General features: G+C 63.8%; 23 protein-coding genes and 2 tRNA genes. 19 read left to right on the forward strand and 6 right to left on the reverse strand.

The window, feature by feature from the left end; translation table 11 throughout:
• The first annotated feature begins 36 nt into the window (after positions 1–36).
• The 13 genes from ccmC to Q5Z11_RS12760 all read left to right on the forward strand — a co-directional run bounded on the left by ccmC (position 37) and on the right by Q5Z11_RS12760 (position 12,040).
• Positions 37–789 (forward strand): heme ABC transporter permease CcmC, encoded by a 753-nt coding sequence (gene ccmC, locus Q5Z11_RS12700; protein ID WP_303746754.1) that lies wholly within the window; start codon positions 37–39, stop codon positions 787–789.
• Positions 786–962, forward strand: coding sequence for a heme exporter protein CcmD (ccmD, locus tag Q5Z11_RS12705; protein ID WP_303746755.1), 177 nt, complete (start codon positions 786–788; stop codon positions 960–962). Before ccmC ends, ccmD begins: the two co-directional genes overlap by 4 nt.
• A complete protein-coding gene (gene ccmE / locus Q5Z11_RS12710; RefSeq protein WP_303746756.1) occupies positions 959–1,426 on the forward strand; it encodes a cytochrome c maturation protein CcmE in 468 nt (155 codons plus the stop codon). The genes ccmD and ccmE overlap by 4 nt, the downstream gene beginning before the upstream one ends.
• Entirely contained in the window at positions 1,427–3,361 is a 1,935-nt protein-coding gene (locus Q5Z11_RS12715) for a heme lyase CcmF/NrfE family subunit (RefSeq protein ID WP_303746757.1), read from the forward strand.
• The gene (locus Q5Z11_RS12720) at positions 3,358–3,984 is read left to right on the forward strand and encodes a DsbE family thiol:disulfide interchange protein (protein ID WP_405051596.1); all 627 of its coding nucleotides are present in this window, start codon (positions 3,358–3,360) and stop codon (positions 3,982–3,984) included. Before Q5Z11_RS12715 ends, Q5Z11_RS12720 begins: the two co-directional genes overlap by 4 nt.
• Positions 3,981–4,433, forward strand: a complete 453-nt coding sequence (locus Q5Z11_RS12725) for a cytochrome c-type biogenesis protein (protein ID WP_303746758.1) — start codon at positions 3,981–3,983, stop codon at positions 4,431–4,433. Before Q5Z11_RS12720 ends, Q5Z11_RS12725 begins: the two co-directional genes overlap by 4 nt.
• The gene (locus Q5Z11_RS12730; RefSeq protein ID WP_303746759.1) at positions 4,427–5,443 is read left to right on the forward strand and encodes a tetratricopeptide repeat protein; all 1,017 of its coding nucleotides are present in this window, start codon (positions 4,427–4,429) and stop codon (positions 5,441–5,443) included. Before Q5Z11_RS12725 ends, Q5Z11_RS12730 begins: the two co-directional genes overlap by 7 nt.
• A gap of 226 nt (positions 5,444–5,669) precedes the next feature.
• Positions 5,670–6,794, forward strand: a complete 1,125-nt coding sequence (gene metX / locus Q5Z11_RS12735) for a homoserine O-acetyltransferase MetX (protein WP_303746760.1) — start codon at positions 5,670–5,672, stop codon at positions 6,792–6,794.
• 92 nt (positions 6,795–6,886) lie between these two features.
• On the forward strand, positions 6,887–7,723 hold the full coding sequence (locus Q5Z11_RS12740) for a DNA ligase (protein WP_303746761.1): 837 nt from the start codon (positions 6,887–6,889) through the stop codon (positions 7,721–7,723).
• 396 nt (positions 7,724–8,119) lie between these two features.
• On the forward strand, positions 8,120–8,728 hold the full coding sequence (locus Q5Z11_RS12745; protein WP_303746762.1) for a cold shock and DUF1294 domain-containing protein: 609 nt from the start codon (positions 8,120–8,122) through the stop codon (positions 8,726–8,728).
• A 334-nt stretch (positions 8,729–9,062) separates the two neighbouring features.
• A complete protein-coding gene (locus tag Q5Z11_RS12750; RefSeq protein WP_303746763.1) occupies positions 9,063–11,051 on the forward strand; it encodes a PEP/pyruvate-binding domain-containing protein in 1,989 nt (662 codons plus the stop codon).
• A 59-nt stretch (positions 11,052–11,110) separates the two neighbouring features.
• Positions 11,111–11,716 carry a GyrI-like domain-containing protein gene (locus Q5Z11_RS12755; RefSeq protein WP_303746764.1) on the forward strand — a complete coding sequence of 202 codons (606 nt, stop codon included), beginning with the start codon at positions 11,111–11,113 and terminating at the stop codon, positions 11,714–11,716.
• Positions 11,717–11,767: 51 nt separating this feature from the next.
• Positions 11,768–12,040: a hypothetical protein gene (locus Q5Z11_RS12760; RefSeq protein ID WP_303746765.1), complete on the forward strand. Its 273-nt coding sequence runs from the start codon at positions 11,768–11,770 to the stop codon at positions 12,038–12,040.
• 66 nt (positions 12,041–12,106) lie between these two features.
• Here the strand turns inward: Q5Z11_RS12760 and cydC are convergent, their stop codons facing one another.
• Positions 12,107–13,774, reverse strand: coding sequence for a thiol reductant ABC exporter subunit CydC (gene cydC, locus Q5Z11_RS12765; RefSeq protein WP_303746766.1), 1,668 nt, complete (start codon positions 13,772–13,774; stop codon positions 12,107–12,109).
• A complete protein-coding gene (gene cydD, locus Q5Z11_RS12770) occupies positions 13,771–15,492 on the reverse strand; it encodes a thiol reductant ABC exporter subunit CydD (RefSeq protein WP_303746767.1) in 1,722 nt (573 codons plus the stop codon). The genes cydC and cydD overlap by 4 nt, the downstream gene beginning before the upstream one ends.
• A 200-nt stretch (positions 15,493–15,692) precedes the next feature.
• Here cydD and Q5Z11_RS12775 point away from each other — a divergent pair, with 200 nt between their 5' ends.
• From Q5Z11_RS12775 to Q5Z11_RS12800, 6 genes are all read left to right on the forward strand, one after another.
• Positions 15,693–17,279 (forward strand): cytochrome ubiquinol oxidase subunit I, encoded by a 1,587-nt coding sequence (locus tag Q5Z11_RS12775; RefSeq protein WP_303746768.1) that lies wholly within the window; start codon positions 15,693–15,695, stop codon positions 17,277–17,279.
• Positions 17,280–17,294: 15 nt separating this feature from the next.
• Positions 17,295–18,446: a cytochrome d ubiquinol oxidase subunit II gene (gene cydB, locus Q5Z11_RS12780; protein WP_303746769.1), complete on the forward strand. Its 1,152-nt coding sequence runs from the start codon at positions 17,295–17,297 to the stop codon at positions 18,444–18,446.
• 30 nt (positions 18,447–18,476) lie between these two features.
• Complete coding sequence (gene cydX / locus Q5Z11_RS12785; RefSeq protein ID WP_282269734.1) at positions 18,477–18,587, forward strand: cytochrome bd-I oxidase subunit CydX; 111 nt, start codon at positions 18,477–18,479, stop codon at positions 18,585–18,587.
• Between the two features lie 60 nt (positions 18,588–18,647).
• Positions 18,648–18,724 (forward strand) — tRNA-Pro (locus Q5Z11_RS12790).
• 159 nt (positions 18,725–18,883) lie between these two features.
• Positions 18,884–18,960: transfer RNA gene (locus tag Q5Z11_RS12795), tRNA-Pro, on the forward strand.
• Between the two features lie 80 nt (positions 18,961–19,040).
• Positions 19,041–20,252, forward strand: a complete 1,212-nt coding sequence (locus tag Q5Z11_RS12800) for a CynX/NimT family MFS transporter (RefSeq protein WP_303746770.1) — start codon at positions 19,041–19,043, stop codon at positions 20,250–20,252.
• 319 nt (positions 20,253–20,571) lie between these two features.
• On the opposite strand, the gene Q5Z11_RS12805 is transcribed toward Q5Z11_RS12800, so the two are convergent.
• From Q5Z11_RS12805 to Q5Z11_RS12820, 4 genes are all read right to left on the reverse strand, one after another.
• A complete protein-coding gene (locus Q5Z11_RS12805; RefSeq protein ID WP_303746771.1) occupies positions 20,572–21,828 on the reverse strand; it encodes a glutamate-5-semialdehyde dehydrogenase in 1,257 nt (418 codons plus the stop codon).
• Between the two features lie 30 nt (positions 21,829–21,858).
• Positions 21,859–23,007, reverse strand: coding sequence for a glutamate 5-kinase (gene proB / locus Q5Z11_RS12810; RefSeq protein ID WP_303746772.1), 1,149 nt, complete (start codon positions 23,005–23,007; stop codon positions 21,859–21,861).
• A 4-nt stretch (positions 23,008–23,011) separates the two neighbouring features.
• Positions 23,012–23,269, reverse strand: coding sequence for a YciI family protein (locus Q5Z11_RS12815; RefSeq protein ID WP_303746773.1), 258 nt, complete (start codon positions 23,267–23,269; stop codon positions 23,012–23,014).
• A gap of 281 nt (positions 23,270–23,550) precedes the next feature.
• Positions 23,551–24,849, reverse strand: a complete 1,299-nt coding sequence (locus Q5Z11_RS12820; protein WP_303746774.1) for an argininosuccinate lyase — start codon at positions 24,847–24,849, stop codon at positions 23,551–23,553.
• Between the last annotated feature and the right edge of the window lie 16 nt (positions 24,850–24,865).

The raw sequence follows: 24,865 nt of genomic DNA on the forward strand, positions 1-24,865 counted from the left end.
GCGGCCCGGTCATCGTCTTCCTCAGCGAGCGAGCGGATGTTCAAAGGTTTAGCAGGTTGGTTTCACAAGCTGGGCTCCCCGCCTTACTTCGATACCTTCGCCGCCCGTTGGTCCACCTGGTGTTACATCGCCGCGCTGCCGCTGTTTGGTTTCGGCCTGTGGCAGGCGCTGGCCGTGGTGCCCGCCGACTACCAGCAGGGCGACAGCTTCCGCATTCTCTATATCCACGTGCCGGCGGCATGGATGAGCCTGTTCGTGTTCGGCTTGATGGCCTTCTACAGTGCCATCGCACTGGTATGGCGGATCAAGCTCTGCGAAATCCTGGCCATGGCCTGCGCACCCATCGGTGCCGCGTTCACCCTGATCACCCTGCTCACCGGCAGCATCTGGGGCAAGCCGATGTGGGGCACCTGGTGGGATTGGGACCCGCGCCTGACCACCGAGCTGATCCTGCTGTTCATGTACCTCGGGGTGATGGGACTTTACGGTGCCATCGATGACCGCCGCGCCGCAGCCCGTGCCGCCGGCCTGCTGGCCATCGTTGGCGTGGTGATGCTGCCGATCATCCGTTACTCGGTGGTGTGGTGGAACTCGCTGCACCAAGGCCAGACCATCCGCGTGTTCGGCGAATCCAGCATGGACGGCAGCATGATCCTGCCGCTTTGGATCATGGTGCTGGCCACCAAGTTCTGGTTCGTCGGCTCGCTGCTGTCGCGCGCCCGCGCCGACAACCTGCGCCGCGAAGTCGGCAAGGCATGGCTGCGTGAGCGGCTGGGGAAATCGGCATGACCTATTTCAAATACGTAGCACTTGCCTACGCCGTGTTCTTCGTCGTGCTGGCCTGGGACTTCATCGTGCCGCGCCTGCAGGTCCGCCAGCAACTGCGCGAGGCCCGCGCGCGCATCAACCGCGCCAGCCGCAACAGCAGTGCGCCGCAGGTTGACGAAGAGCTGAGCCGATGAGCCCGACCCAGCGCCGCCGCCTGCTGTGGGTCCTGCTGGTTCTGCTGGTTGCCGGCGCCGCGGTAGCGCTGGTCAGCACCGCCTTGCAGCGCAATATCGCCTATCTCTACACCCCGGCCGAGGTCAAAGCCGGCCACGTCGCGCCTGACGCGCGCTTCCGCTTGGGCGGCATGGTTGCCAAGGGCTCGTTCAAGCGCGAGCCCGGCGCATTGCTGGCGCGCTTCCAGGTCACCGACGGTGATGCGGTGCTGCCCGTCACCTATGACCGCATCCTGCCCGACCTGTTCCGCGAAGGTCAGGCGGTGGTCGCCACAGGGCGCATGGTCAACGGTGTGTTCGTTGCCGAAGACGTGCTGGCCAAGCACGACGAGACCTATATGCCCAAGGAACTGGCCGACAAGATGGGCGTGGCGCACGACAAGCACCAGGTCCCGGCCACCACCCCAACGACGGAAACGCCCTGAGTGCTCGGTGAAATCGGACAGGTATTACTGATCCTCGCCCTGCTGGCAGCCCTGCTGCAAAGCGTCCTGCCACTTATCGGTGCCCAACGCGGCATCCCGGCGCTCACCGCAATCGCCCGCCCGGCAGCGATGCTGCAGCTGACCATGGTGCTCGCCGCCTTCGTGGTGCTGACGATTGCCTTCGTGCGCCAGGATTTCTCGCTGCGCTACGTCGCCGACAACTCCAACACCCTGCTGCCGATGATCTACCGCTATTCGGCGGTATGGGGCGCACACGAAGGCTCGCTGTTGATGTGGTCACTGGTGCTGGCGCTGTGGACCGCCGCGGTCGCCGCGTTCTCCCGGCAGCTGCCGCCCGAGGTGATGGCGCGCGTGCTGGCGGTGATGGGCATGATCAGTGTCGGCTTCCTCGCCTTCCTGCTGTTCACCTCCAACCCGTTCGCGCGCCTGCTGCCTGCACCGAGCGATGGGCACGATCTCAACCCGCTGCTGCAGGACCCCGGGCTGATCATCCATCCGCCGCTGCTGTATCTGGGCTACGTCGGCTTCGCGGTGCCGTTCGCCTTCGCCATCGCCGCCCTGCTCGATGGCCGCATCGACGTGCGCTGGCTGCGCTGGACCCGGCCGTGGACCAATGCGGCCTGGGGCTTTCTGACCATCGGCATCGCGCTTGGCAGCTGGTGGGCGTATTACGAGCTGGGCTGGGGCGGCTGGTGGTTCTGGGACCCGGTCGAGAACGCCAGCTTCATGCCCTGGCTGGTCGGCGCGGCCCTGCTGCACTCGCAAGCGGCCACGGAAAAACGCGGTGTGTTCATCGGCTGGACCCTGTTGCTGGCGATCGCCGCGTTCGCGTTGTCCCTGCTCGGCACCTTCCTGGTGCGTTCGGGCGTGCTGACCAGCGTGCACTCGTTTGCCGCCGATCCTTCGCGCGGCCTGTTCATCCTGATCTTCCTTGGCATCGTGGTTGGCGGCTCGCTGCTGCTATACGCGCTACGTGCACCCGGCATCGGCGGCAACAGCGACGACCCACGCCGCGCATTCGCGCTCAACTCACGCGAAAGCCTGCTGCTGGCCAACAACCTGCTGCTCAGCTGCGCCTGCGCGATGGTGTTGCTCGGCACCTTGTATCCGCTATTGGCCGATGCGCTGGATCTGGGCAAGGTCTCGGTAGGCCCGCCTTACTTCGGCACGCTGTTCATTCTGCTGATGACACCGATGATCGTGCTGCTGCCATTTGGTCCGCTCAGCCGCTGGCAGCGCGAGCAAGGCCTGCGCACGCTGGCACTGCTGGCACCGTGGGCAGGATTGGCGGTGGTGCTGGGCATCATCGGCTGGTGGATGGCACCGCAGGGCAAGTTCAAGACCGGCATCGGTATTGCTGGTGCTGCATGGGTGGCCGGTGGCACCGGCTATTACCTGTGGCTGCGCCTGCGCAAGAGCGGCCGGCTCAATGCCGAAACCTGGGGCATGCTGATCGCCCACTTCGGGGTGGCCGTATTCCTGGTTGGCGCCTTGCTGGTGGAAGCCCTGCATGTACAGCATGAAGTCGCACTGGCGCCGGGAAAATCCATCGACGCCGGTGGCTATACCCTGGTGTTCGAAGGCGTTGATGCCACCGACGGGCCCAACTACCACTCCGATCGCGGCCATCTGCAGGTACTGCGCGACGACACCTTGATCACCCGCCTGCACCCGGAAAAACGCATGTACGCCAGCGGCGGCCAGCCCATGACCGAAGCCGGCATCCACCGCGCCCTGGGTGGCGATATCTACGTTGCACTGGGAGAATCACTGGGTGACGGCTCCTGGGCCGTGCGCGTACAGATCAAACCTTTTGTCCGCTGGATCTGGCTGGGCGCGGCGCTGATGGCGCTGGGTGGTTTCATTACCGCCGTCGACCGCCGTTTCCGCCGGCTGCCTGAGAAATCGAAATGAATACTCCAACGCCTGAATCCAAACCCAGCCATCGCCTGCCGCCGGTCGCCATTGCCCTTGGCGCGCTGTTCTTCCTCGGCCTGATGGGTTTGATGCTGTATGGCGTCAGCCGCTCCGGGCAACCTGATCGCGACAGCCTGCCCTCGGCGCTGATCAACAAGCCAGCCCCCGAATTTTCGCTGCCGGTACTGCATGACCCCAGCCTGCACGTCACCGACAAACAGCTGCGCGGCGCGCCCTATCTGCTCAACGTATGGGGCAGCTGGTGCCCGACCTGCCGCGATGAACACCCCATCCTCACCCGTTTCGCCGAAACCAAGCGCCTGCGCGTGATCGGCTACAACTGGAAGGACGAGCCCAGCGAAGCACTGCGCTGGCTCGAGCAGTTGGGTAATCCCTACATGGTGGTACTGGCCGACCAGGAAGGCCGCGCCGCACTGGACTGGGGCATCGCCGCCGCACCGGAGACGTTCCTGGTCGATGGCAGCGGCATCGTGCGCTGGAAGTACAGCGGCGCCATCACCCAGCAGGTGATGGACGAGCAACTGATTCCAGCACTGGAGAAAGTTGAAGCTGCTGCCGGAGGCAAGCACGGCGCACCGGATCTGGGCGCCGCACGATGAAAGCCTGGGCTGGCGTCCTGCTGTGGGTGTGCCTGGCCTTTACAGCCAGCGCGCAGCCCGTCGGCGACCCCAGCCCGCTGCAATACCGCGACCGCGCCGAGGAAGTGCGCTTCCATGCACTCACCGCCGAGTTGCGCTGCGTGCAATGCCAGAACCAGTCGCTGGCCGACTCCAACGCGCAGATCGCCCACGACCTGCGCCGCGAAGTGCTCAAACTGATGCATGAAGGCCGCAGCGACGCCGAGATCAAGCAGTTCCTGGTCGAGCGCTACGGCGAATTCGTGCTGTACCGCCCTCAACTGGAAGCCAGCACCGTCCTGCTCTGGTTCGGCCCCGGCCTGCTGTTGCTGGCGGGCGCTGTGTTGTTGATCGTGTATGTGCGGCGCCGTGGCCGCGCCGTTCCTGTTGCCCACAACGACGAAGCCAGCCAGGAAGAGCGCGAATGGTGAATGCTGGATTCCTGACAGGCGCTGGCGTGTTGGCGGTGCTGGCAACCGGCATCACCCTGTGGCCACTGTGGCGCGCCGGCAAGCGGCAGATCTGGGGCAGTCTGGTCGCGATGGCGCTTGTTGCCACCCTTGGCCTGTATCAGTTGCTGGGCACTCCGGCAGCGATGCAGCCCCAAGCTGAAGCCACCGATGCACCGCAAACCATCGAGGATGGCATCGCCCAACTGCAGGCCGCCCTGCAGCAGAACCCGGAACGTGTGGATGGCTGGGTATTACTGGCGCGCTCGCAGCTGGAGATCGGCAAGCTCGCCGATGCCGCAGCCACGTATCAGCGCGCTGTGCAACTGGCACCGGACGAACCCGGCCTGCTACTGGAAGCCGCACAGACCCGCGCCCAAGCGGATTCCAGGTTCCTGTTCGATGCCACCGCACAGCAATGGCTTGCCCGCGCACGGCAGATCGCACCGGACAATGAGCGGGTGATCTGGCTCACCGGCATCGTCCAGCGCCAGCAAGGCCAGGATGAACAAGCCGCGCAGACCTGGGAAACGCTGTTGCCGCGACTGGAGCCCGCCGCGGCCGTTGCATTGCAGGAGCAGATCAACATCGCCCGCGGCAAGGCGCCCGGCACCGCTTCTGGCAGCCGTTCTGCAAGCGCAGCAACCAGCAAGCCCGGTATCACCGTAACGGTGACGCTGGCACCGGCCTTGGCCGCACGCGCAGCCTCAGGCAAGGAAACCGTGTTCGTCATCGCCCGCATTCCCGGTGGCCCACCGATGCCGGTTGCGGTCGAACGCCACCCGGCACAAAGCGAAGCACTCACCGTCACCCTGGACGATAGCGACAGCCCGATGCCTACGCAGAAGCTGTCCGCCCTGCAGGAAGTGGAAGTTTTCGCCCGCCTGTCCGCCAGCGGCAACGCAATGCGTGGTGAAGGTGACGTCGAATCGGCGCCAGTCAAAGTGAAACTGCCGGCTGACAAGCCCCTGACCATCACGCTGGGGCAATAAGGCGCTGCAAGCTGCCTTGTGGGAGCGGCGTAAGCCGCGAAGCCGACCTTGCTGAGGCACGAGGCATCTGAGCCATCTGATAGATGTGCCAGCTTCGCGGCTTACGCCGCTCCTACAACAGAGGCAGAAGCATGCCCCTCTGAGTCCATGCACCCGGCAATACCCAGATAACCAGTGGTTATCATCCATGCGAAGATGCGCCCGGCATCCCCGTTAAAATTGGCAGATGACTGAATTCACTCCCGTCGGCAGCCGCTTCCACGCGCTGTCGTCCCCGTTCCCTATGAAACGTGGCGGCAGCCTGATTGGCGCCCATGTCGCTTACGAAACCTGGGGCACGCTGGCCGCCGACGCCAGCAACGCCATCCTGATCGTCACCGGCCTCTCGCCGGATGCCCACGCCGCCAGCAATGCAGACAACCCGGCCACGGGCTGGTGGGAGCCAATGCTTGGCCCCGGCAAGCCGATTGATACCGATCGCTGGTTCGTTATCTGCGTGAACTCGCTGGGCAGCTGCAAGGGCTCCACTGGCCCTGCTTCGCTTGACCCGGCCACCGGCAAGACCTATCGGCTGTCCTTCCCCGAGTTGTCGATCGAAGACGTGGCCAATGCCGCCGCCGAGGTCGTCCGCGCGCTCGGCATCACCCAGCTGGCCTGCCTGATCGGCAACTCGATGGGCGGCATGACCGCGCTCGCCGTTCTGCTGCAACACCCCGGCATTGCCCGTACCCATATCAACATCTCCGGCAGCGCCCGCGCCCTGCCCTTCTCGATCGCCATCCGCTCGCTGCAGCGCGAGGCCATCCGCCTCGATCCGGCATGGAACAACGGCGACTACGACGAACTGCACTACCCCGAGTCGGGCATGCGCATGGCGCGCAAGCTCGGCGTCATCACCTATCGCTCGGCGCTGGAGTGGGATGGCCGCTTCGGCCGCGTGCGGCTGGACTCGGACCAGACCGACGAAGACCCGTTCGGTCTGGAATTCCAGGTGGAAAGCTACCTGGAAGGGCACGCACGCCGCTTTGTGCGCCACTTCGATCCCAATTGCTATCTTTACCTCGGTCGCTCCATGGACTGGTTCGACCTGGCCGAGTATGCCGATGGCGATGTGCTGGCCGGGCTCGCCAAGATCCGTGTTGAACGTGCGCTGGCCATCGGTGCCAATACCGACATCCTGTTCCCGGTGGAACAGCAGCAACAGATCGCCGACGGCCTGCGCGCGGGCGGTGCCGATACCCGGTTCATCGGCATGGATTCACCGCAAGGCCACGATGCCTTCCTGGTTGATTACGACCGCTTCGGCCCGGCCGTCGCCCAGTTCCTGCAGGCGCTGCCGACAGCTGCATAACTGACGCTCTGACCATAGATGCAGGCAGCCACCGATGGCTGCCTGCATTCACAGCATCAGATGCTGACACCTCCGACAACAGGAGGTTGCCCATGCCTGTCTTGCTGCTGATTCTGCTGTTCTTCCTGGGTAACACGCTCAATAACGCGCACGCTGCTGCGCCGCCGCTGATGCTGGCCAACTCCTGGCAGGATGGCCCGGATGTATCGCGCTACCTGGTCAGTGAAAAGCTCGATGGCGTGCGCGCCCGCTGGGATGGGCATGCGCTGTGGACGCGTGCCGGCCACCGCATTGCATCGCCGGCATGGTTCACCCAAGGCTGGCCCAAACAGCAGATCGACGGTGAGCTGTGGATGGCGCGGGGTCAGTTCGAAGCAACCAGCGCCCTCATCCGCAGCAGCCCGGCCGATGAACTGTCGTGGCGCAGGCTCCGCTTCATGGCCTTTGACCTGCCTGATGCAAGCGGCGGCTTCGCCCAACGCCACGCGCAACTGGGCAAGATCATCGCCAATCAAGCCAACCCCCACCTGCTTGCCATCGAACATCAACGCATACCCGACACTCCAAGCCTGCATCGCCACCTTCGCGCGATCGTCAAAGCCGGGGGCGAAGGCCTGATGCTGCACCATCAGGACAATCCGTACAGCGACGGCCGCAGCACTGGCCTGCTCAAAATGAAGCTGTATGACGACGCGGAAGCGAGTGTCATCGGCTACGCCCCCGGCAAGGGCAAGTACACCGGCATGGTTGGTGCGCTGCTGATGCGCACCGACAGTGGCGCCCAGTTCCGCATCGGCAGCGGCCTCACTGATGCGCAGCGCGCGCACCCACCCGCGATCGGCAGCCGCGTGACCTATCGTTACAACGGCCTGACCGTACACGGCCTGCCACGCTTCCCGCGCTTCCTGCGAATTCGCGACGAACCCTGAGCGGCGCCAGCAGCGCCCTGTTGTAGGAGCGGCGTAAGCCGCGAAGCTGATACATCATCAGGTACCAAGGACTCCGAGACCCAGGCGATGCCAGCTTCGCGGCTCACGCCGCTCCCACAAACAACGCTGACGGCCATCACCGCAGTCCACCCCGGCTCTTTGTAGGAGCGGCGTAAGCCGCGAAGCTGATAGGGCGTCAGGTGCCAATGACTCCAGGCCCCATACGATACGGGCTTCGCGGCTTACGCCGCTCCTACAAGGGCAGATTCCTGCTACGGATATCTGGCCAAACCTCCGGAATATTTTTTATGGACCGCGCAAGCCGCTCGGCCCTGTTTGACTTCCCAGCCACCGGCATTTGCGCTGCAATAGCGCAAACGAACAGATGGAAGCTCGATGCGCTATCAAGGCCGGCTGCAGGATTGGAACGATGACAAGGGCTTCGGTTTCGTAATACCTAACGGCGGCGGTGATCGCGCCTTCGTCCACATCAAGGCCTTCGAGCAGCGCAGCCAGCGGCCCGCCAATGGAATGCTGATCAACTACGCAGTACGCAAAGATGATCGAGGCCGCCTCAATGCGGTTGCCATACGCTGCGCGACTACCGCCAAAACCACAGCCACAAGGCCAAAGCGTGCCCCTATCACTGCCCGCCTTCCACATGTCCTGCTTGGCATTACCGCCCTGCTCTGCATGTTGGCTTTATGGATAGCCAAGCTGGTGCCGGATTGGACCTTGCCAGTGATCGGTGGCATGAGCATCGTTGCGCTGGGCTTCTATCTGTACGACAAGGGTGCAGCAGCGCGCGGCCAACAACGCACTCCGGAAAACACATTGCATCTGATCGCCCTGCTCGGCGGCTGGCCGGGCGCGCTGATCGGCCAGGGGCTGTTCCGCCACAAGACCAGCAAGGCTAGTTTCCAGGTCGTCTTCTGGTTGACGGTCGTGCTCAACATCGCCGCGGTTTGGCTCGTGGCCAGCGGCAAGCTGAGCCTCCCGCTATAACCCGGGCAGCGCGGCATCCACGTAGCCCGGGTAAGCACAGCGCACCCGGGGCTCCCGCCCGCCACGCGTGAATCCACCAGGAGCCCACCTCAAGCGTGCGCTGCGCTCAACCGGGCCAAGCATTGTTTGTCCCTGGACGTGTCGCTGATTGATGCCACACTCCGGCAGTGGTGTGCCCCGCCACCACCACTAGCTCTGGCACAACCAAGCCCCCGGCTTGCTGGGAACCGTGCGGATCAGAATCTACTGCTTTCCGCCCAGCAACCATCTGCTATACCACCGTATTGGTGCCGGTGGCTTATCATTCGCCTTTCTCCAGCACCAGCACGGCATCATGGATCGAGCCCGTACGCAGTCCGCCTTCCGCAACGCTTGTCTGCGGCTTTTCGCTTTCAGTCTTCTCGCGCTGATCGGCCTACAAAGCACGTTCGCGCAGACCGCCCGCAAGCCCTCGCCCTACGAGTACCGGCCTGACCTCGCCGCGCCCGCAGCCAATAGCAGCCAGACCCCGGCACATCTGCCGCGCATCAGCAGCCGCGATGACTTCATGCGTCTTGCCCGGGTTTACAACCCCGGCACACCGCTGGAAATGCCGCACCTGATCTTCACCATCGATCGGCGAGATCCTGCCCGCATCTATTACATCAATACGCCACGCTTCGAGCTGCACGAGAACTTCGTGCGCCGCGAACGGCTCGTCGCGCAGCTGGACAAGGCCACTCTCAACGCGCAGTACAAGGATCCACAGCGCCGTTTCCTGTTCGGCACGGTGAGCTGGCAACGTGACCTGCCCGGCTATACCTATGAATTCTGGGAAGGCGACCAGCTCACACCCGCACTGCTCAGGCAGACCGACCAGTTGGTGCGCGGGTCGTTCTACGAGGCAATCCGGTTCAAGACCAATTCCACCCTGCACGAACAAACCGCACGCACAGCCGGCCTCCCCTTCATCACCCAGGAAGCACTGCTGCGTGAGCAGTCCTTCCTGCCGTTGAACACAGGCATTGCACAGGGTCGCTTGCGCATCGTTCGCTCCGTCGAGCAAGCGCGCGACCTGTCGCCACAGGACATCGTGGTACTGGATGAGGTCCCGATCTCGCTGTCACCGGTCGCAGGTCTGGTTACCCAGCGACCCTCGACGCTGCTGTCGCATGTCAATCTGCTGGCCAAGGGCTGGCGTATACCCAATGTCTATGTCCGCGACGCGCTGGCTGCTTTGCGCGTCTATGACGGGCAATGGATCGAGCTGGAAGTCACCAACAACAATTACAAGGTGCGTCCGGCCCTGCGCCCGGCATCCTCGCCATCGCGAACCACGCAAGCTTCCGTGCGCAACCTGCCTCGGCCCGACCTGTCGGTGACCGCGCTGAAGCCACTATCAGCTCTGCGCGCCAGGGACAGCAGCCATTGCGGGGTCAAGGCCGCGAATCTGGGCACCTTGAAAGCCGCGCTGCCGCCTTCGGCCCGGGTTCCCGATGGTTTCTGCGTTCCCTTCTCACACTACCAGTCTGCGATGCAGAGGCTGCGCATCGGTGAGCGGCTGACGGCACTGCAACAACGGCCGGGCTTTGCCACCGATGCCAGTATCCGCCGCGAGGCGCTCGCCGCGCTGCGCGCCGAGATCTCCAACGCCACACCGGATCCGGCGCTGGTCCGCAGCCTGCAGTCACAGTGGCAAGACCAGCTGCAGGGCCGCGGTGTATTCGTGCGCAGCTCCTCCAACTCCGAAGACCTGCCCAACTTCAGCGGTGCCGGCCTGTATACGACAGTGCCCAATGTGATCGCTGCCGATGCACTGGTACGTGCGGTGCAGACGGTCTGGGCATCGGTCTACAACTTCGAAGCCTATGAAGCACGCAGTGCCGCAGGACTGGGCCAGGACGCGGTTGCGATGTCGGTGCTGGTGCAGCTGGCAGCGCCATCGGACAGCTCCGGGGTGATGATCACCCGCGATCCGTTCGACGCAGGACGCCGCCACATCACCTATATCTCGGCCAAACGTGGCCTCGGCATCCGCGTGGTGGAAGGCAAGCGCCAGGCCGAACAGGTGATGTATTCGAACTGGTCAAAGGCCGTGCAGGTACTCAGCCGCTCCGCCGAAGACACCCAACTGGTCGCCAATGCCAGCGGCGGCGTGCGCGAGGTACCGCTCACCGGTTCGCGCCAGGTACTGACCGATGCCTTGATCGCACGCTTGGCCGCGGTTGGCGGCCGTACCAAGCAGGCGCTCGGCGGTATCGACCAGGACATCGAGTGGGCGGTGGTGGGCAATGACATCATCATCCTGCAATCACGGCCTTATGTGGATGGCAGCAACCGGTGATGGTCAAGCGGCTCCGTGCCGGCAACATCACCGCCCCGCTTCATCCAATGGGAGGTTCCATGGACAAGATCGACCTGAAGAACCAGTTCAATCAGCTCTACAAAGCCTCGGCCAAGGATGTGGCCGAGGTGGCTGTGCCTGCCTTCAACTTTCTTATGATTGATGGCGCCGGCAATCCAAATACGTCGCAGGACTACAAGGATGCGGTGGAGGCACTGTTCTCCGTCGCCTACACCATCAAGTTCGCACTCAAGAAAGCCGGGCGCCTGGACTATGGCGTGATGCCGCTGGAGGGGCTGTGGTGGGCGGATGACATGGCCAGCTTCCAACGCGATGAGAAGCAGCATTGGCAGTGGACCATGATGATCATGCAGCCAGCCGAAGTCAGCGCTGAGGACGTGGACGCAGCGATCATCAGCGCGCTGAAGAAGAGGCCATTGCCCGGCCTGTCAAAGCTGCGCTTTGAGGAGTTCCATGAGGGCCGCTGCGCCCAGCTGTTGCATGTCGGCCCATTTTCCAATGAAGGCCCGAGCATTCAACGCGTGCATGACTTCATTGGCGAACGCTCTGCGCTGCGCGGCAAGCACCACGAGATCTACCTGAGTGACATCAGAAAGGCCGCTCCAGAGAAGTGGAAGACCATCATCCGCCAGCCCATGCAATGATGTCGCGACGATGAGCAACCCGGCCTTCAGCCCGTCAAACAGGAGCTCCGCATGACTTTCTGGTTGGTCGCAATTGCAGCCAGCGTCGGCCTTGGCATGGCCGCAGGCGCATTCTGCCGTCGTACCTGGCTTGCGGTTCTGCTTGCCGCCATGCTCGGCGGCCTGCTCGCCCCATATCTGGGCCTGCGCTTTGTCTGGGACGTTACAGGTCACCACGACGCGCAGGATGGGCTGGCCTTCCTGTTCGGCCCGATGATCACCGTGCCTGTCGCCATTATCGTTGCCTACTGCTTCAAACGCTGGCGGCGAAGCAGGAGTGGCTGATGGTTCGCACCATCACGCCACCGCCCCGATAATCCCAGAGCCGGGCCACACCCGGCTCCAATCTGCCTAGTGCAGGACCAGCTTTCCCTGCTGCAGCCGATACTCACGCTGCACCACACCTTCCGGCAAACGGTCATGGGTGATCATCAACAGGCTGCGCTGGCCCAGTGCAGCCGCCAGATCGATCAGCAACGCATGCGCCGTATCCACATCCAGGCCTTCGGTCGGCTCATCCAGCACCATGATCGGTGCATTGCGTAGCAACGCCCGCGCCAAGGCCAAACGCCGCGCCTGCCCGGCCGACATCGTTGCGCCGTTCTCGCCAACCCATGCGGCCAATCCACCCTGTTGCCGCGCCCACTCGTTCAAACGCACCTGTGCCAACACCATCCACAGGGCTTCGTCACTGGCCTGCGGATCGCCCAGCCGCAGGTTATCGGCAATGCTGCCGGCGAACACCGGTGCGCCCTGCGGCAACCAGGCAATCTGCCGGTACCAATCATCCTGGGCAAATTCGCGCAGATCGATGCCACCGAAGCGCACCGCGCCTAGCTGCGGATCCCATAACCGCAGCAGCAGAGCCGACAACGTCGTCTTGCCGCTACCGCTGTCACCGCGGATTGCGATGCGATCACCCGCTGCAAGCCGCAGGTCCACCCCATCAAGCAGATTCCGTGTCTCGCCCGGCCAGGCAAACACCACCTGTTCGAAGCTGACGGTGGCATCGCCTACCGGCACAGCACGCGGCTGCATCGGGTCCTCCACCGCTGACGGTTGATCGACAATCTGCCGCAGCCGTTTGCCTGCGACCCGCGCCGACTGCAGCGCCTGCCACGCAATACCGCTGCCGGCAGCCACTTCCAACAGAGCGACGGTCAGGAAGATCAGGGTTGCAGCGAAGTGCGCCTCCACCTTGCCAGCCTGGAAGGCCGACAAAGCCAACCACAGCATCGCCACCAGCCCGAGGCCGGCAATGCTCGAGTGCAGCACATTGCCGGCGATCAGACGCCCACGGCGTCGTTGATCGCTGCGCGCCAGCTGTTGCGCGGCAGCGTCAACACGCAGCGCCCAATCGTCGCGGGCGTCCAGCGCGGTGAGGTCGGCCGCACCTTCCAAGCCTTCAAACGCCAGCGTGCGCAGGCTGGCACGTTGCTGCGCGCGCTCGGCCTCGACCGCATCGCCGCGGCGCACCGCAAACACCGGCACGCCCACGCCGACCAGCACCGCCAGCACCAGCAGCAGCACCGCCGCCGGCACATGGATCAAACCAGCCGCCAGTACCGTTGCCAAGGCGATGCCCGCCAGGGCCAGCAAGGGACTGATGGCGCGCACCATCAAGCCATCGACTTCGCCGATATCGGTGATCAGCCGCGCCAGCAATTCACCGGTACGACTGCTGCCCAGTCGTGCCGGTGCCAACGGCAATGCCCGCTGGAAGAACCACACGCGCAGGTCACGGGCGATGCGCAGGGTTGCGTCGTGGCCGACCAGTTTTTCAAAGTAGCGCGAGACAATCCGCGCCATCGTCAACGCGCGGATGCCGGCTGACGGTGAGAAGAAGTTGAAGGTGGCGCCCATACCCAAGGCACCAGCCAGCGCCGCAGCGGTGAGGAAGCCACCGGACAGACCCAGCAGGCCCACACCTGCCAGCATGGTGGTGAACAGCAGCAAGGTCGCCAAGGCCAGACGCCAGCGGTGGCGCTTGAATACATCACGCATCGTCAACGGGCTCATGCGTGCTCTCCCTGTATTTCGCGTTGCACGGAGTGCTGCAGGTCGATGACTTTGTCGGCCCAACGCATTGCCGCCTCACTGTGGGTTGCCATCAGCACGGTGCGACCACGCGTATGCGCAGCCAGCGCCTGCAGCAGATCGGCTTCGGTCTGCGGATCAAGGAAGGCTGTGGGCTCGTCCAGCAGGAACAGGTCCGGCTCCAGCAGCAGCAACCGCGCCAAACCTATCCGCCGCGCTTCACCACCCGACAGGCCGAAGCCGCGCTCGCCAATCACCGTATCCAGGCCCAACGGCAGATGCTGGGCAAAGCGCATGACCTGTGCGACTTCGGCTACGGCCTGCAGGCGCACAGCACTGACTGCCGGGTCGGCCAGACGCAGGTTATCGGCAATCGTTCCGTGGAACAGGTAGGGCCGCTGCCCCGCATATGCGATACGCACACCGTCGCGAACCACGATGCGTCCTTCCTGCGGCGGCAGCCAGCCAGCGAGGGCTTCCAGCAAGGTGCTTTTGCCGCTGCCGCTTGGTCCAATCAGCGCCAGCCGCTGACTGTCCCCGATCTCCAGCGAAAAGTCCTTCAACACATCGTGGGCCGCGCCTTGCGGACGCAGCCTGATGCTGCACACCGAAACCAGCGGCGCATGCAACTGCGCCGGTTCCGGCGCCACCAACGGCGCCGCGATCGCCCCAACCGATGCCGCTTCCTGATCATCGGCCAGCAGTCGTTCCACCTCGGCAGCTGCAGCCAAGGCATTGGCGCGGTCGTGGTAATGCGCGGCCAGACGCCGCAACGGCGCATAGAACTCCGGCGCCAGCAGCAGGCAGAACATGCCGGTACCCAGCGTCGGCACCAGCGAATGCAGCGACATCAGGCCCAGGTAGCTCAGGCCCAGGTACAAGGCCACCATCGCCACGCTTACCGAGGCGAAGAACTCCAGCACCGTGGAAGAGAGGAAGGCGATGCGCAGCACCTTCATGGTGCGTTCGCGCACGCCGTCGGCAGCAACGGCAACGCCTTCCAGCTCGGCCTCGCCGCGCCCGTACAGGCGCAGCAGGCCCAAACCCTTGATCCGGTCGGCGAAGTGGCCGCTCATGCGCGCCAGTTCACCCAACTGAGCGCGGCCGGCGGCCTCGGCCCCCCAGCCCACCAGCATCATGAAGAACGGCACCAGCGGCGCGGTGAAGATGAAGATCAGCGCCACCACCCAGTCCACGTAGGCCACGGCAGCGGCGATCAGCAGCGGCACGACCACCACTTCCACCCGCACCGGCTGGAACCCGGCGTAATAACCTTCGATGGCGTCGCCATGTGACAGCAGCAGTTCGCCAAGCTCGCCGGTGCGCTGGCGGCGCAGCCAGAGCGGCCCGCGCGCCATCAAGCGCCGGTAGACCTGCTCACGCAGGGCCAGTTTGGCGCTATCGGCCACCTTGCCAGCGGCGGTCTGCGCCACCCCGCCGAGCACGCTGCGCAGCAGTAGAACTACTGCCAATATCCAGAAACCGTGAATTACCTGTACCCAATCCAGCTGTTCCACGACTATGCTCTGGATCAACCAGGCAATAGCGCCAGCCTGCACGATCAGCAGCGCACCTGAAGTACAGACGGCCAAGGCCGCCAAACGCTGCTGCGACCGGGCTCCGGACGCCAGAGCCGCCAGCCACTGCTGCTGTACGCGGCGTTGCTGTTGCACCGCGTTGGAAAGTGGAACTTCGCTCAAGACTGACAACTCAGGTGAAGGAGAACCAGGTGATTGTAAGCAAGCCGTACCCAGCCTGCCGGCCCCACACGATCGGCGTTGGACAGCCAGCCCACATTGATCCAGATCAAGGCATTGGCAGGCCTGAACGGGGAGTATCGCTGCCATAGAACCCCTCCCAGCCACTCCATGACGCCCAATTCCCACGAGGTAGCCAGGCCATGATCGACTCAACAGTCGTAGAACTGTCACGTCTACAGTTCGCGCTGACCGCGATGTACCACTTCATTTTCGTCCCGCTCACGCTGGGGCTCTCTTTCATGATCGCGATCATGGAGAGTGTCTATGTGATGACCGGCAAGGATGTCTGGCGCCGGATGACCCTGTTCTGGGGCGTGCTGTTCGGCATCAACTTCGCCATGGGTGTGGGTACCGGCATCGTGATGGAGTTCCAGTTCGGCATGAACTGGTCCTATTACAGCCACTACGTAGGTGACATCTTCGGCGCACCGCTGGCCATCGAAGGCCTGATGGCGTTCTTCCTGGAAGCGACCTTCATCGGCCTGTTCTTCTTCGGCTGGGGCCGTTTGTCCAAGGTGCAGCATCTGACCGTGACCTGGCTGATGGCGCTGGGTACCAACCTGTCGGCGCTGTGGATCCTGATCGCCAATGGCTGGATGCAGTACCCAGTGGGTGCGGTGTTCAACCCTGAAACGATGCGCATGGAGATCGTCGATTTCGCCGCCGTGCTGCTGAATCCGGTCGCCCAGGCCAAGTTCGTGCATACCGTTTCGGCCGGTTATGTGGCCGGTGCGATGTTCGTGATGTCGATCTCGGCCTTCTTCATGCTGCGCGGCAAGCACCGTGACATTGCCCGTCGCTCGTTCGCGGTGGCCTCGGCGTTCGGCCTGCTGGCCTCCATCTCGGTTGCCGTGCTGGGTGACGAATCCGGTTACGCCACGGCCGAGAACCAGAAGATGAAGCTGGCTGCGATCGAAGGTATGTGGCACACCCATCCGGCCCCGGCTCCGTTCACTGCGTTCGGCATCCCGAACCAGAAGGAACAGCGCAATGACTTCGAAGTCCAGATCCCGTACGTGATGGGCCTGATCGCCACGCGTTCGCTGGACGAGGAGATCCCGGGCATCCTGGACCTGGTCGAACAGGCTGAAGGTCGTGTCAAGGGCGGCCAGATCGCCTACGCCGCGCTTGAGCGCATCCGCGCCGACAAGAATGACGTGGAAGCCCGCGAGGTCTTCGACCGTCATTGGCAGGATCTCGGTCACGGCCTGCTGCTGAAGCGTTACCGCGACGACATCGAGAACGCCACGCCCGAGCAGATCGCACAGGCTGCGCTGGATACGGTGCCGACGGTAGGCCCGCTGTTCTGGACCTTCCGCGTCATGGTTGGCCTCGGCATCTACATGATCGGCTTCTTCGCTCTGGCCTTCTATTACTCCTGCCGCAACAACTTCGAGGACAAGCGCACCTTCCTGCGGGTTGCCCTGTGGTCGCTGCCGGCACCGTGGATCGCCATCGAATGCGGCTGGTTCATCGCCGAATACGGCCGTCAGCCGTGGGCAGTTGATGGCGTGCTGCCGACGTTCTATGCCGCTTCGGGCCTGGCCGTCTACGAAATCCTGGCAACGCTGGTCGGCTTCACCGCGCTGTACACGGTGCTGCTGGTCATCGAAGTCAAGCTGATGCTCAAGGCCATCCGCAAGGGCCCGGACGACATCCTGCCCTCGCTGCAGCAGTCGGCCGTCGCAAACAACCACGCCAATGCCGCCGGCAACGGCCAGGCATAAGGCAGGAGAACACACATGGAATTCATTCTTCTGGACTACACGACGCTACGCGTGATCTGGTGGCTGCTGCTTGGCGTGCTGCTGATCGGCTTCGCGGTGATGGACGGTTTCGACCTGGGCGTTGGCACCTTGCTGCCGTTCGTGGCCAAGACCGATGAAGAGCGCCGCCTGGTGATCAACACCATCGGCCCGGTATGGGAAGGCAACCAGGTGTGGCTGGTGCTCGGTGGCGGCGCGATCTTCGCTGCCTGGCCGCCGCTGTATGCGGTGAGCTTCTCCGGCTTCTACCTGGCGATGTTCCTGATCCTGTTCGCCCTGATCCTGCGCCCGGTCGGCTTCAAGTACCGCGGCAAGATGCCCAGCCAGCGCTGGCGCAACAACTGGGACAAGGCGCTGTTCATCGGCGGCTTCATCCCGGCGCTGATCATGGGCGTGGCGGTTGGCAACGTGCTGCTTGGCGTGCCGTACCACTTCGATGACACCCAGCGCGTGTTCTACACCGGCAACCTGCTCGGCCTGTTGACCCCGTTCGCCCTGCTGGCTGGCCTGGTCAGCGTCGCGATGCTGGTCTCGCACGGTGCGGCGATGCTGGTACTCAAGACCAGCGGCCCTGTCGCCGAGCGTTCGGCAAAGATCGGCAGCATCGCCGCCATCGCCTCGTTCGTGCTGTTCGCCCTGGCTGGCGTCTGGGTTGCCTTCGGCCTGCCGGGCTACCAGATCACCTCGCAGGTGATCACCGACGGCGCCAGCAATCCGCTGTTGAAGACGGCTGAGTTCTCGCAGGCCGGTGGTTGGCTGCACAACTACAGCAGCATGCCGGCCACGATCCTGGCGCCGGTGGTGGGCCTGCTCGGTGCGCTGGCCAGCGCTGTGCTGCTGCGCAAGCGTCGTGGCGGCTTGGCCTTCATCGCCTCCGGCGCCTCCATTGCCGGCATCATCTTCACCGTCGGCTTTGCGATCTTCCCGTTCCTGCTGCCCTCCCCCACCAGCCCGGGCTCAAGCCTGACGCTGTGGGACGCTTCCTCCAGCCACCTGACGCTGTGGGTGATGCTGCTGGCCACCGTGATCTTCCTGCCGATCATCATCGCCTACACCACCTGGGTGTACCGCGTGCTGAAGGGCAAGACCACGCTGGAAGAAATGGGTGAAAACCCGAACGCCTATTGATCCGCAACGACGACATCAAGGAGACAACTCATGTGGTATTTCGCTTGGATTCTGGGTGCGGGCCTCGCTGCGACGGTCGCCATCCTCAATGGCATGTGGTTTGAAGCACGCGAAGCAAACAAGATCGATGCAAAGCGCTGAAAAACTGCGTGAAGGTATTGCCAAAACGCCGGACTGAGCGTATCTTTCCGGCTCCCTTCGCGGGGTGTAGCTCAGTCTGGTAGAGCGCTACGTTCGGGACGTAGAGGTCGCAGGTTCGAATCCTGTCTCCCCGACCAAAGGGTCGGAAAAGCCTGGAATGACGGCAACGTCCTCCAGGCTTTTTATTCGCCGATACATGGTTATCGGCAGCCAACGCATCACGCCCTGCAGGCAGCGCTGGCTGAACAAAAGAACTTGCAGGGCACGAGGTTTACCGCTATCATAGGCGGCTCCTTCGGGGTGTAGCTCAGTCTGGTAGAGCGCTACGTTCGGGACGTAGAGGTCGCAGGTTCGAATCCTGTCTCCCCGACCAATTTGACAAAAGCCGGCCTCTGGTCGGCTTTTGTTTTTGGTGGGTTTCAAACGGCGCCACCCACCGCGTCGGAGTAAGCAATGTCCACGCCCGCACCCTCCCCCATCCAGCACCCCCTGCTCAAGGGCCGCCTGCTGGCATTTGCCGCCATCGTCCTGGTCGCCGCCAACCTGCGCAGCGCGGTCACCTCGCTGACGCCACTGCTGGACAGGCTCGGCCACGTCTTCGATTTCGGCAGCACCATGACCGGCGTGCTCGGCATGATGCCGACCGCCGCCTTTGCCGTGTTCGGCCTGGCCACGCCACGCATCACCCGCGCCATCGGTTTGGAACGCACCGCCGTGCTGACCATGGTGCTGGCCACCATCGGCCTGCTGCTGCGCGCCTTCGCCAACGACGTTGGCATGCTGCTGCTCGGTTCCGCCGTCGCACTGGCCGGCATGGGCATGGGCAACGTGGTGGTGCCGCCGCTGGTGAAGCGCTACTTCGCCGACCGCGTTGGCACGCTGAGTACCATTTACATCACGGTGCTGCAGGCCGGCACGATGGTGCCTGCATTGTTGGCTGTGCCGGTGGCCGATGAGTTCAATTGGCGCATCTCGCTGGGCATGTGGTCGCTGTTGTCCGTAGCTGCGTTGCTCCCGTGGATCCTGCTGGCACGCAGCGCCCCGCGTATGGAAGCAGTGGCCACCAGCACCGAACATGCACCCGGTCGCGTCTGGAAGACCCAGTTGGGCTGGGGCATGGCGCTGATGTTCGGCATGACCTCGCTGGGCACGTACTCGCTGTTCACCTGGTTGCCGAAGGTGATGGTGGAAGCCGGCGCCAGCGAATCCTTCGGTGGCGTGATGGTGGCGGTGTATTCGGCGATCGGCTTGTTGCCATCGTTGCTGGTGCCGGCATTGGCAGTGCGCATGCGTAACCCGTTCCCGATCGCGGTGATGGTGTTCGTGTTGAACATGATCGCCTTCGCAGGCCTGTTGTGGGCACCTATGAGCGCGCCCTTGCTGTGGGCAGTGATCGCCGGCCTTGGCCCGTCGACCTTCCCGCTAGGGCTGACCCTGATCAACCTGCGCACGCGCAGCCAGGCTGGTTCCGCGGCGTTGTCCGGCTTCATGCAGGGCGTGGGCTACAGCCTGGCCAGCCTCGGCCCGCTGCTGTTCGGCTGGCTGCACGGCATGAGCGACGGTTGGGCATGGTCATTTGCCTTCCTCGCCTGCTGCTCGGGCGTACTACTGACCGGCGCCTGGTTTGCCTGCAAGCCGCAGCAGCTGGAAGATCACTGGAAGTGAGCTGCAGTTGATACAGGAAAGCCGCCGATGTGAATCGGCGGCTTTTTCGTATTCGCGCACCAGCACGGGGCTGACCGGTCGTTGTGGGAGCGGCGTAAGCCGCGAAGCTGACAGTGCTGGAGGTCTCGGAGCTTTGCGCACGCCGAAACTGAGGGTGCTTCACGCCTTACACGGCAACTGCAGAAGAACGAAGAGCGATGTCGGCCGTTGTAGCCCTGGTAAACGTAGCGCACCCGGGGAATGCAACGATCGAAACAACACGTCAACGAATGCTACGTTCCCCCGGGTGCGCTGCGCTTACCCGGGCTACGCCGACGGCTTACTTCAACGGATGCCTTACCTGGCCTTCGCCTCGCACCACGAAGCGCTCCACCGTCAACGCTTCCAAGCCCATCGGGCCATAGGAATGCAGGCGCGTGGTGGAAATGCCGATTTCCGCACCCAGGCCCAGCTCACCGCCATCGGAGAAACGCGAGGAGGCATTGACCATCACCACTGCTGAACGCAACGCACGCACGAAGGCTTCGCCATGCGCTGGGTTTCCAGTGGCAATGACTTCGGTGTGATCGGAGGTATAGGTCTGGATATGCGCAATGGCCGCAGCCAAGTCCGGCACCACACGGATTGCGAGGATCAGATCGAGGTACTCCGCGGCGTAGTCATCTTCCGTCGCCGGCACGGTGTCCGCCACCAGCATCTGCGTCGCCGTATCACCACGCAGCTCGACGCCACGCTCACGCAGCGCAGCCGCCGCCATCGGCAGGAATTGTGGCGCGATCGCCTCGTGCACCAGCAAAGTCTCCAGCGAGTTGCAGGCGGCTGGTCGTGAAGCCTTGCCGTCGATAAGCAGATCCACCGCCAACTGCAGGTCCGCGCTGTCATCGACATACAGATGGCAGACGCCCTTGTAGTGCTTGATCACCGGCACGCGCGCATGCTCGGCGACGAATCGGATCAGGCCTTCACCGCCACGGGGAATTGCCAGATCGATGATGTCGTTGAGCTGCAGCAGCTCCAGCATGGTCTCGCGGCGCAGGTCTTCGACCAGCGTAAGCGCCGCATCCGGCAGGCCTGCCTCGCGCAGAGCACGCTTGAGGCTGGCGGCAATCGCCGTATTGGAATGGATGGCCTCGGAGCCGCCGCGCAGGATCACGCCATTGCCAGCCTTGATGCACAGCGCGGCAGCATCGGCGGTCACGTTCGGCCGCGCCTCATAGATCATCGCGATAACGCCCAGCGGCACACGCACCTTCTGCACACGGATGCCATTGGGACGGTCGTAGTCGCGGGTAACCTCGCCCACCGGATCCGGCAAGGCGGCGACTTCCCGCAATGCATCGGCGACGCCGCGCAGGCGCTCCGGATTCAACGCCAGGCGATCCAGCATTGCCGAACCCACGCCCTTCTCGCGTGCAGCCTGCAGATCGCGCGCATTTGCGGCGAGGATGCTGCCCGCATCGGTTTCCAGTGCGTTGGCCATCGAGTTCAGCAGCGCGCTGCGGGCAGAGCTGGAAAGCAGGCCCAATTGCTGCGCGGCATCGCGGCACTGCAATGCCAGGGTGCGGATATCACTCATGTTCTGTCCTGCCAATTTTCAAAAGGAAGCTCACAGCAACACCAGGTCATCGCGATGGACCACGTTGTCGCCGTAGTTGTAACCAAGGATGGATTCGATCTCGCTGGTGTGATGCTGGCTGATGCGGCGGATATCGACGGCAGAGTACTGGCTGACGCCGCGTGCCACGCGCTGCTGCCTCTGCGGATCGAACAGGCGCACTTCCACCATATCGCCACGGCGGAACTCGCCTTCCGCCCCTACCACGCCACCGGGCAGCAGTGAGGCACCCTTGTCGCGCAGCGCACGGGCAGCGCCGGCATCGACCAGGATCGCGCCCGGCTCCAGTGGCGCGTGCTTCAGCCAATACTTGCGTGCGGCGATGCGTGACTGCCCGGCATGCAGGCGCGTGCCATGCAACCGGCCCTGCGCCAGACCGCGGACCACATCGCCGCTACGGCCATTGAATAGATAGGTATCGATACCCGCGGCACCGGCTTTGGCGGCAGCCTGCAGCTTGGTGTGCATGCCACCAGTACCCACCGCGCTGCCGCTGCCGCCGGCCATGGCGAGGATTTCCGGGGTCAGCTCGGTGACTTCGTTGATCGGCAGCGCATCGGGATTGCTACGCGGGTCAGCGGTGTACAGGCCATCGATGTCGGTAGCGATGAACAAGGCATCAGCATCGACCAAGGCGGCGACGATGGCGGCGAGGTTGTCGTTGTCGCCGAGCTTGAGTTCGTCGACGGACACCGTGTCGTTCTCGTTGATGACCGGCAGCGCGCCGAGTGCCAACAGCTCATTGAGCGTTGCCCGCGCATTGAGGTAGCGACGGCGGTTACGCAGGTCGTCATGGGTAAGCAGCACCTGCGCAACCGGGCGTTCGAAGAAGCGCTGCCACAGCCCGATCAGCTGCGCCTGGCCGAGGGCGGCCAAGGCTTGCCGTGCGGCCATGGCTGCACCGGCTTCGGCTGCCTTCGGGACTATCGCACGGCCAGCGGCAACTGCTCCGGAAGAAACGATCACCACTTCGCGCCCGGCCAGTACATTGGCCGATACGAACTGCGCCAGACCGAGTGCGAAACGCGGGGTCAAGCCGCCGCCATCGGCAGCCAGCAGGCTGCTGCCGACCTTGAGGACGGCGCGACGCCACTGCGGTAAAGCCTGCTCGGTGAACGGTGAGAACGAAGTCTGAATCATGGGATCAGCGCGTATTCCACTCGTGGATGGTCAGCTCTGAGCTGCCATGGATGGCCAAGGGGTCGGTCGCGACGATGGCCTTGGCGGCGTCGAGGGTGTCGACGTTCTTCAGCACGTAGGCGCCGCCGGTGCCGTCGCTGAATCCGCCGGTCAGGTGCAGCTGATCGTCGGCGCTGAGCGCATCGAGGAAGGCCTTGTGTGGGGCGATCACCGCGTCGTCGAACGACGGCTTGCGCATTGCCAGTACCAGATAGAGCTTCATTGCATTCTCCTTTAGCTGCGTATGACACCATGCCGAAGCTGAAGTTGGCGCGATTGCTTTCGCTTGGAACTTGCTGTGGCTGTGGCTGTGGCTATTGCTGTGGCTTTGGCCATCCCTTCTCCCGCCTGCGGGAGAAGGTGCCCGAAGGGCGGATGAGGGGGCTTTTGACTTTATCCAGCTAGAGGCTTCTCCTCACCCCAACCCCTCTCCCGCAGGCGGGAGAGGGGCTCAAGCCGGAGCAAAAACCAATACGGGCGCCTCTCGGCGCCCGTATCCAGCCATCAGCCCTGCAACGCGCTCCAGCGCGCGGCGAGCTCATCCAGCCTAAGATCCGCCGCAGCACCGGGCGACACACGCGCCGCCAAGCTGCCTTCGGGTGTACGCCCCTGCCCCGCTGTATCCGAGGCCTCCGCTGCAGCCTTGTAGGCATCGCGGAATGGCACACCCGCCACCGCGGCTTCCACTGCAACGTCAGTCGCGTACATGCCCGAATCAATCGCGGCGCGGATGTTGTCGTCGCGCCAATCCAGGTTCGACAACAAGGCCGGCAGCAGCTCCAGCGCCGCCAGACCACGACCAAAGCCGTGCACGATCGCGCCCTTGGAGTTCTGCAGGTCACGCTGGTAGCCAGACGGCAGTGACAGCAGCTGCTCGATCTCGGTGCGCGCGGCGGCAATGCTGGCATGGGTGGCGCGCATCAATTCGATGACGTCCGGGTTGCGCTTGTTCGGCATGATCGAGCTGCCGGTGGTGTACTGCGCCGGCAACGCCACGAATGCGAACTCGCCGGTGGTGAACAAGGACAGATCCCAGGCGATACGACGCAGGTCCAATGTCGCGCCACCCAAAGCTTCCAACGCAGCCAACTCGAACTTGCCGCGCGAGAGCTGCGCATAGATCGGGCTGATCTGCATGCGCGAGAAACCCAGCGCTGCCGTGGTGTGCTCGCGGTCGAGCGGCAGGTTGACGCCATAACCGGCCGCCGTACCCAGCGGGTTGGTGTCGATCAGCGCACGCGTGTCGCGGGCACGGATCGCGTTGTCGATGAACGCTTCGGCCCAGCCGGCCCACCACATGCCCGCCGAGGACACCACGGCGCGTTGGATATGCGTGTAACCCGGCAACGGCTGCAGCTGTTCGGCAGCAGCGCGGTCCAGCGCGACCTTGGCAACTTCAGTGCTGATCTGCGCTACGCGCTCCAGCTTGTCCTTCAGCCACAGGCGCGTGGCGACCAGGATCTGGTCATTGCGGCTGCGGCCGGTGTGGATCTTGCGGCCGGCATCGCCCAGACGCTCGGTCAGGCGCGCTTCGATGGCCGAATGGCAATCCTCGTACTGCTCGTCCAGCACGAACGCCCCGCTGCGGAAATCGTCGGCCAGGATTGCCAGCTCGCGCTTCAGCGCAGCCAACTCATCGGCACTGAGGATGCCGATGTGCTGCAGGCCTTCGGCATGCGCGGTGCTGGCCTGGATGTCGTGCAGGAAAAACTCGCGGTCCAGGATGACATCGTCACCGGCCAGGAAGGTCTGGATCTTCGCGTCAACCGCAACGCCGGGTTTCTGCCAAAGCAAATTAGTCATGTCGATCTCTCAGAAG

Source organism: Stenotrophomonas sp. 610A2, from assembly GCF_030549615.1.
GTDB classification, from domain to species: domain Bacteria; phylum Pseudomonadota; class Gammaproteobacteria; order Xanthomonadales; family Xanthomonadaceae; genus Stenotrophomonas; species Stenotrophomonas pigmentata.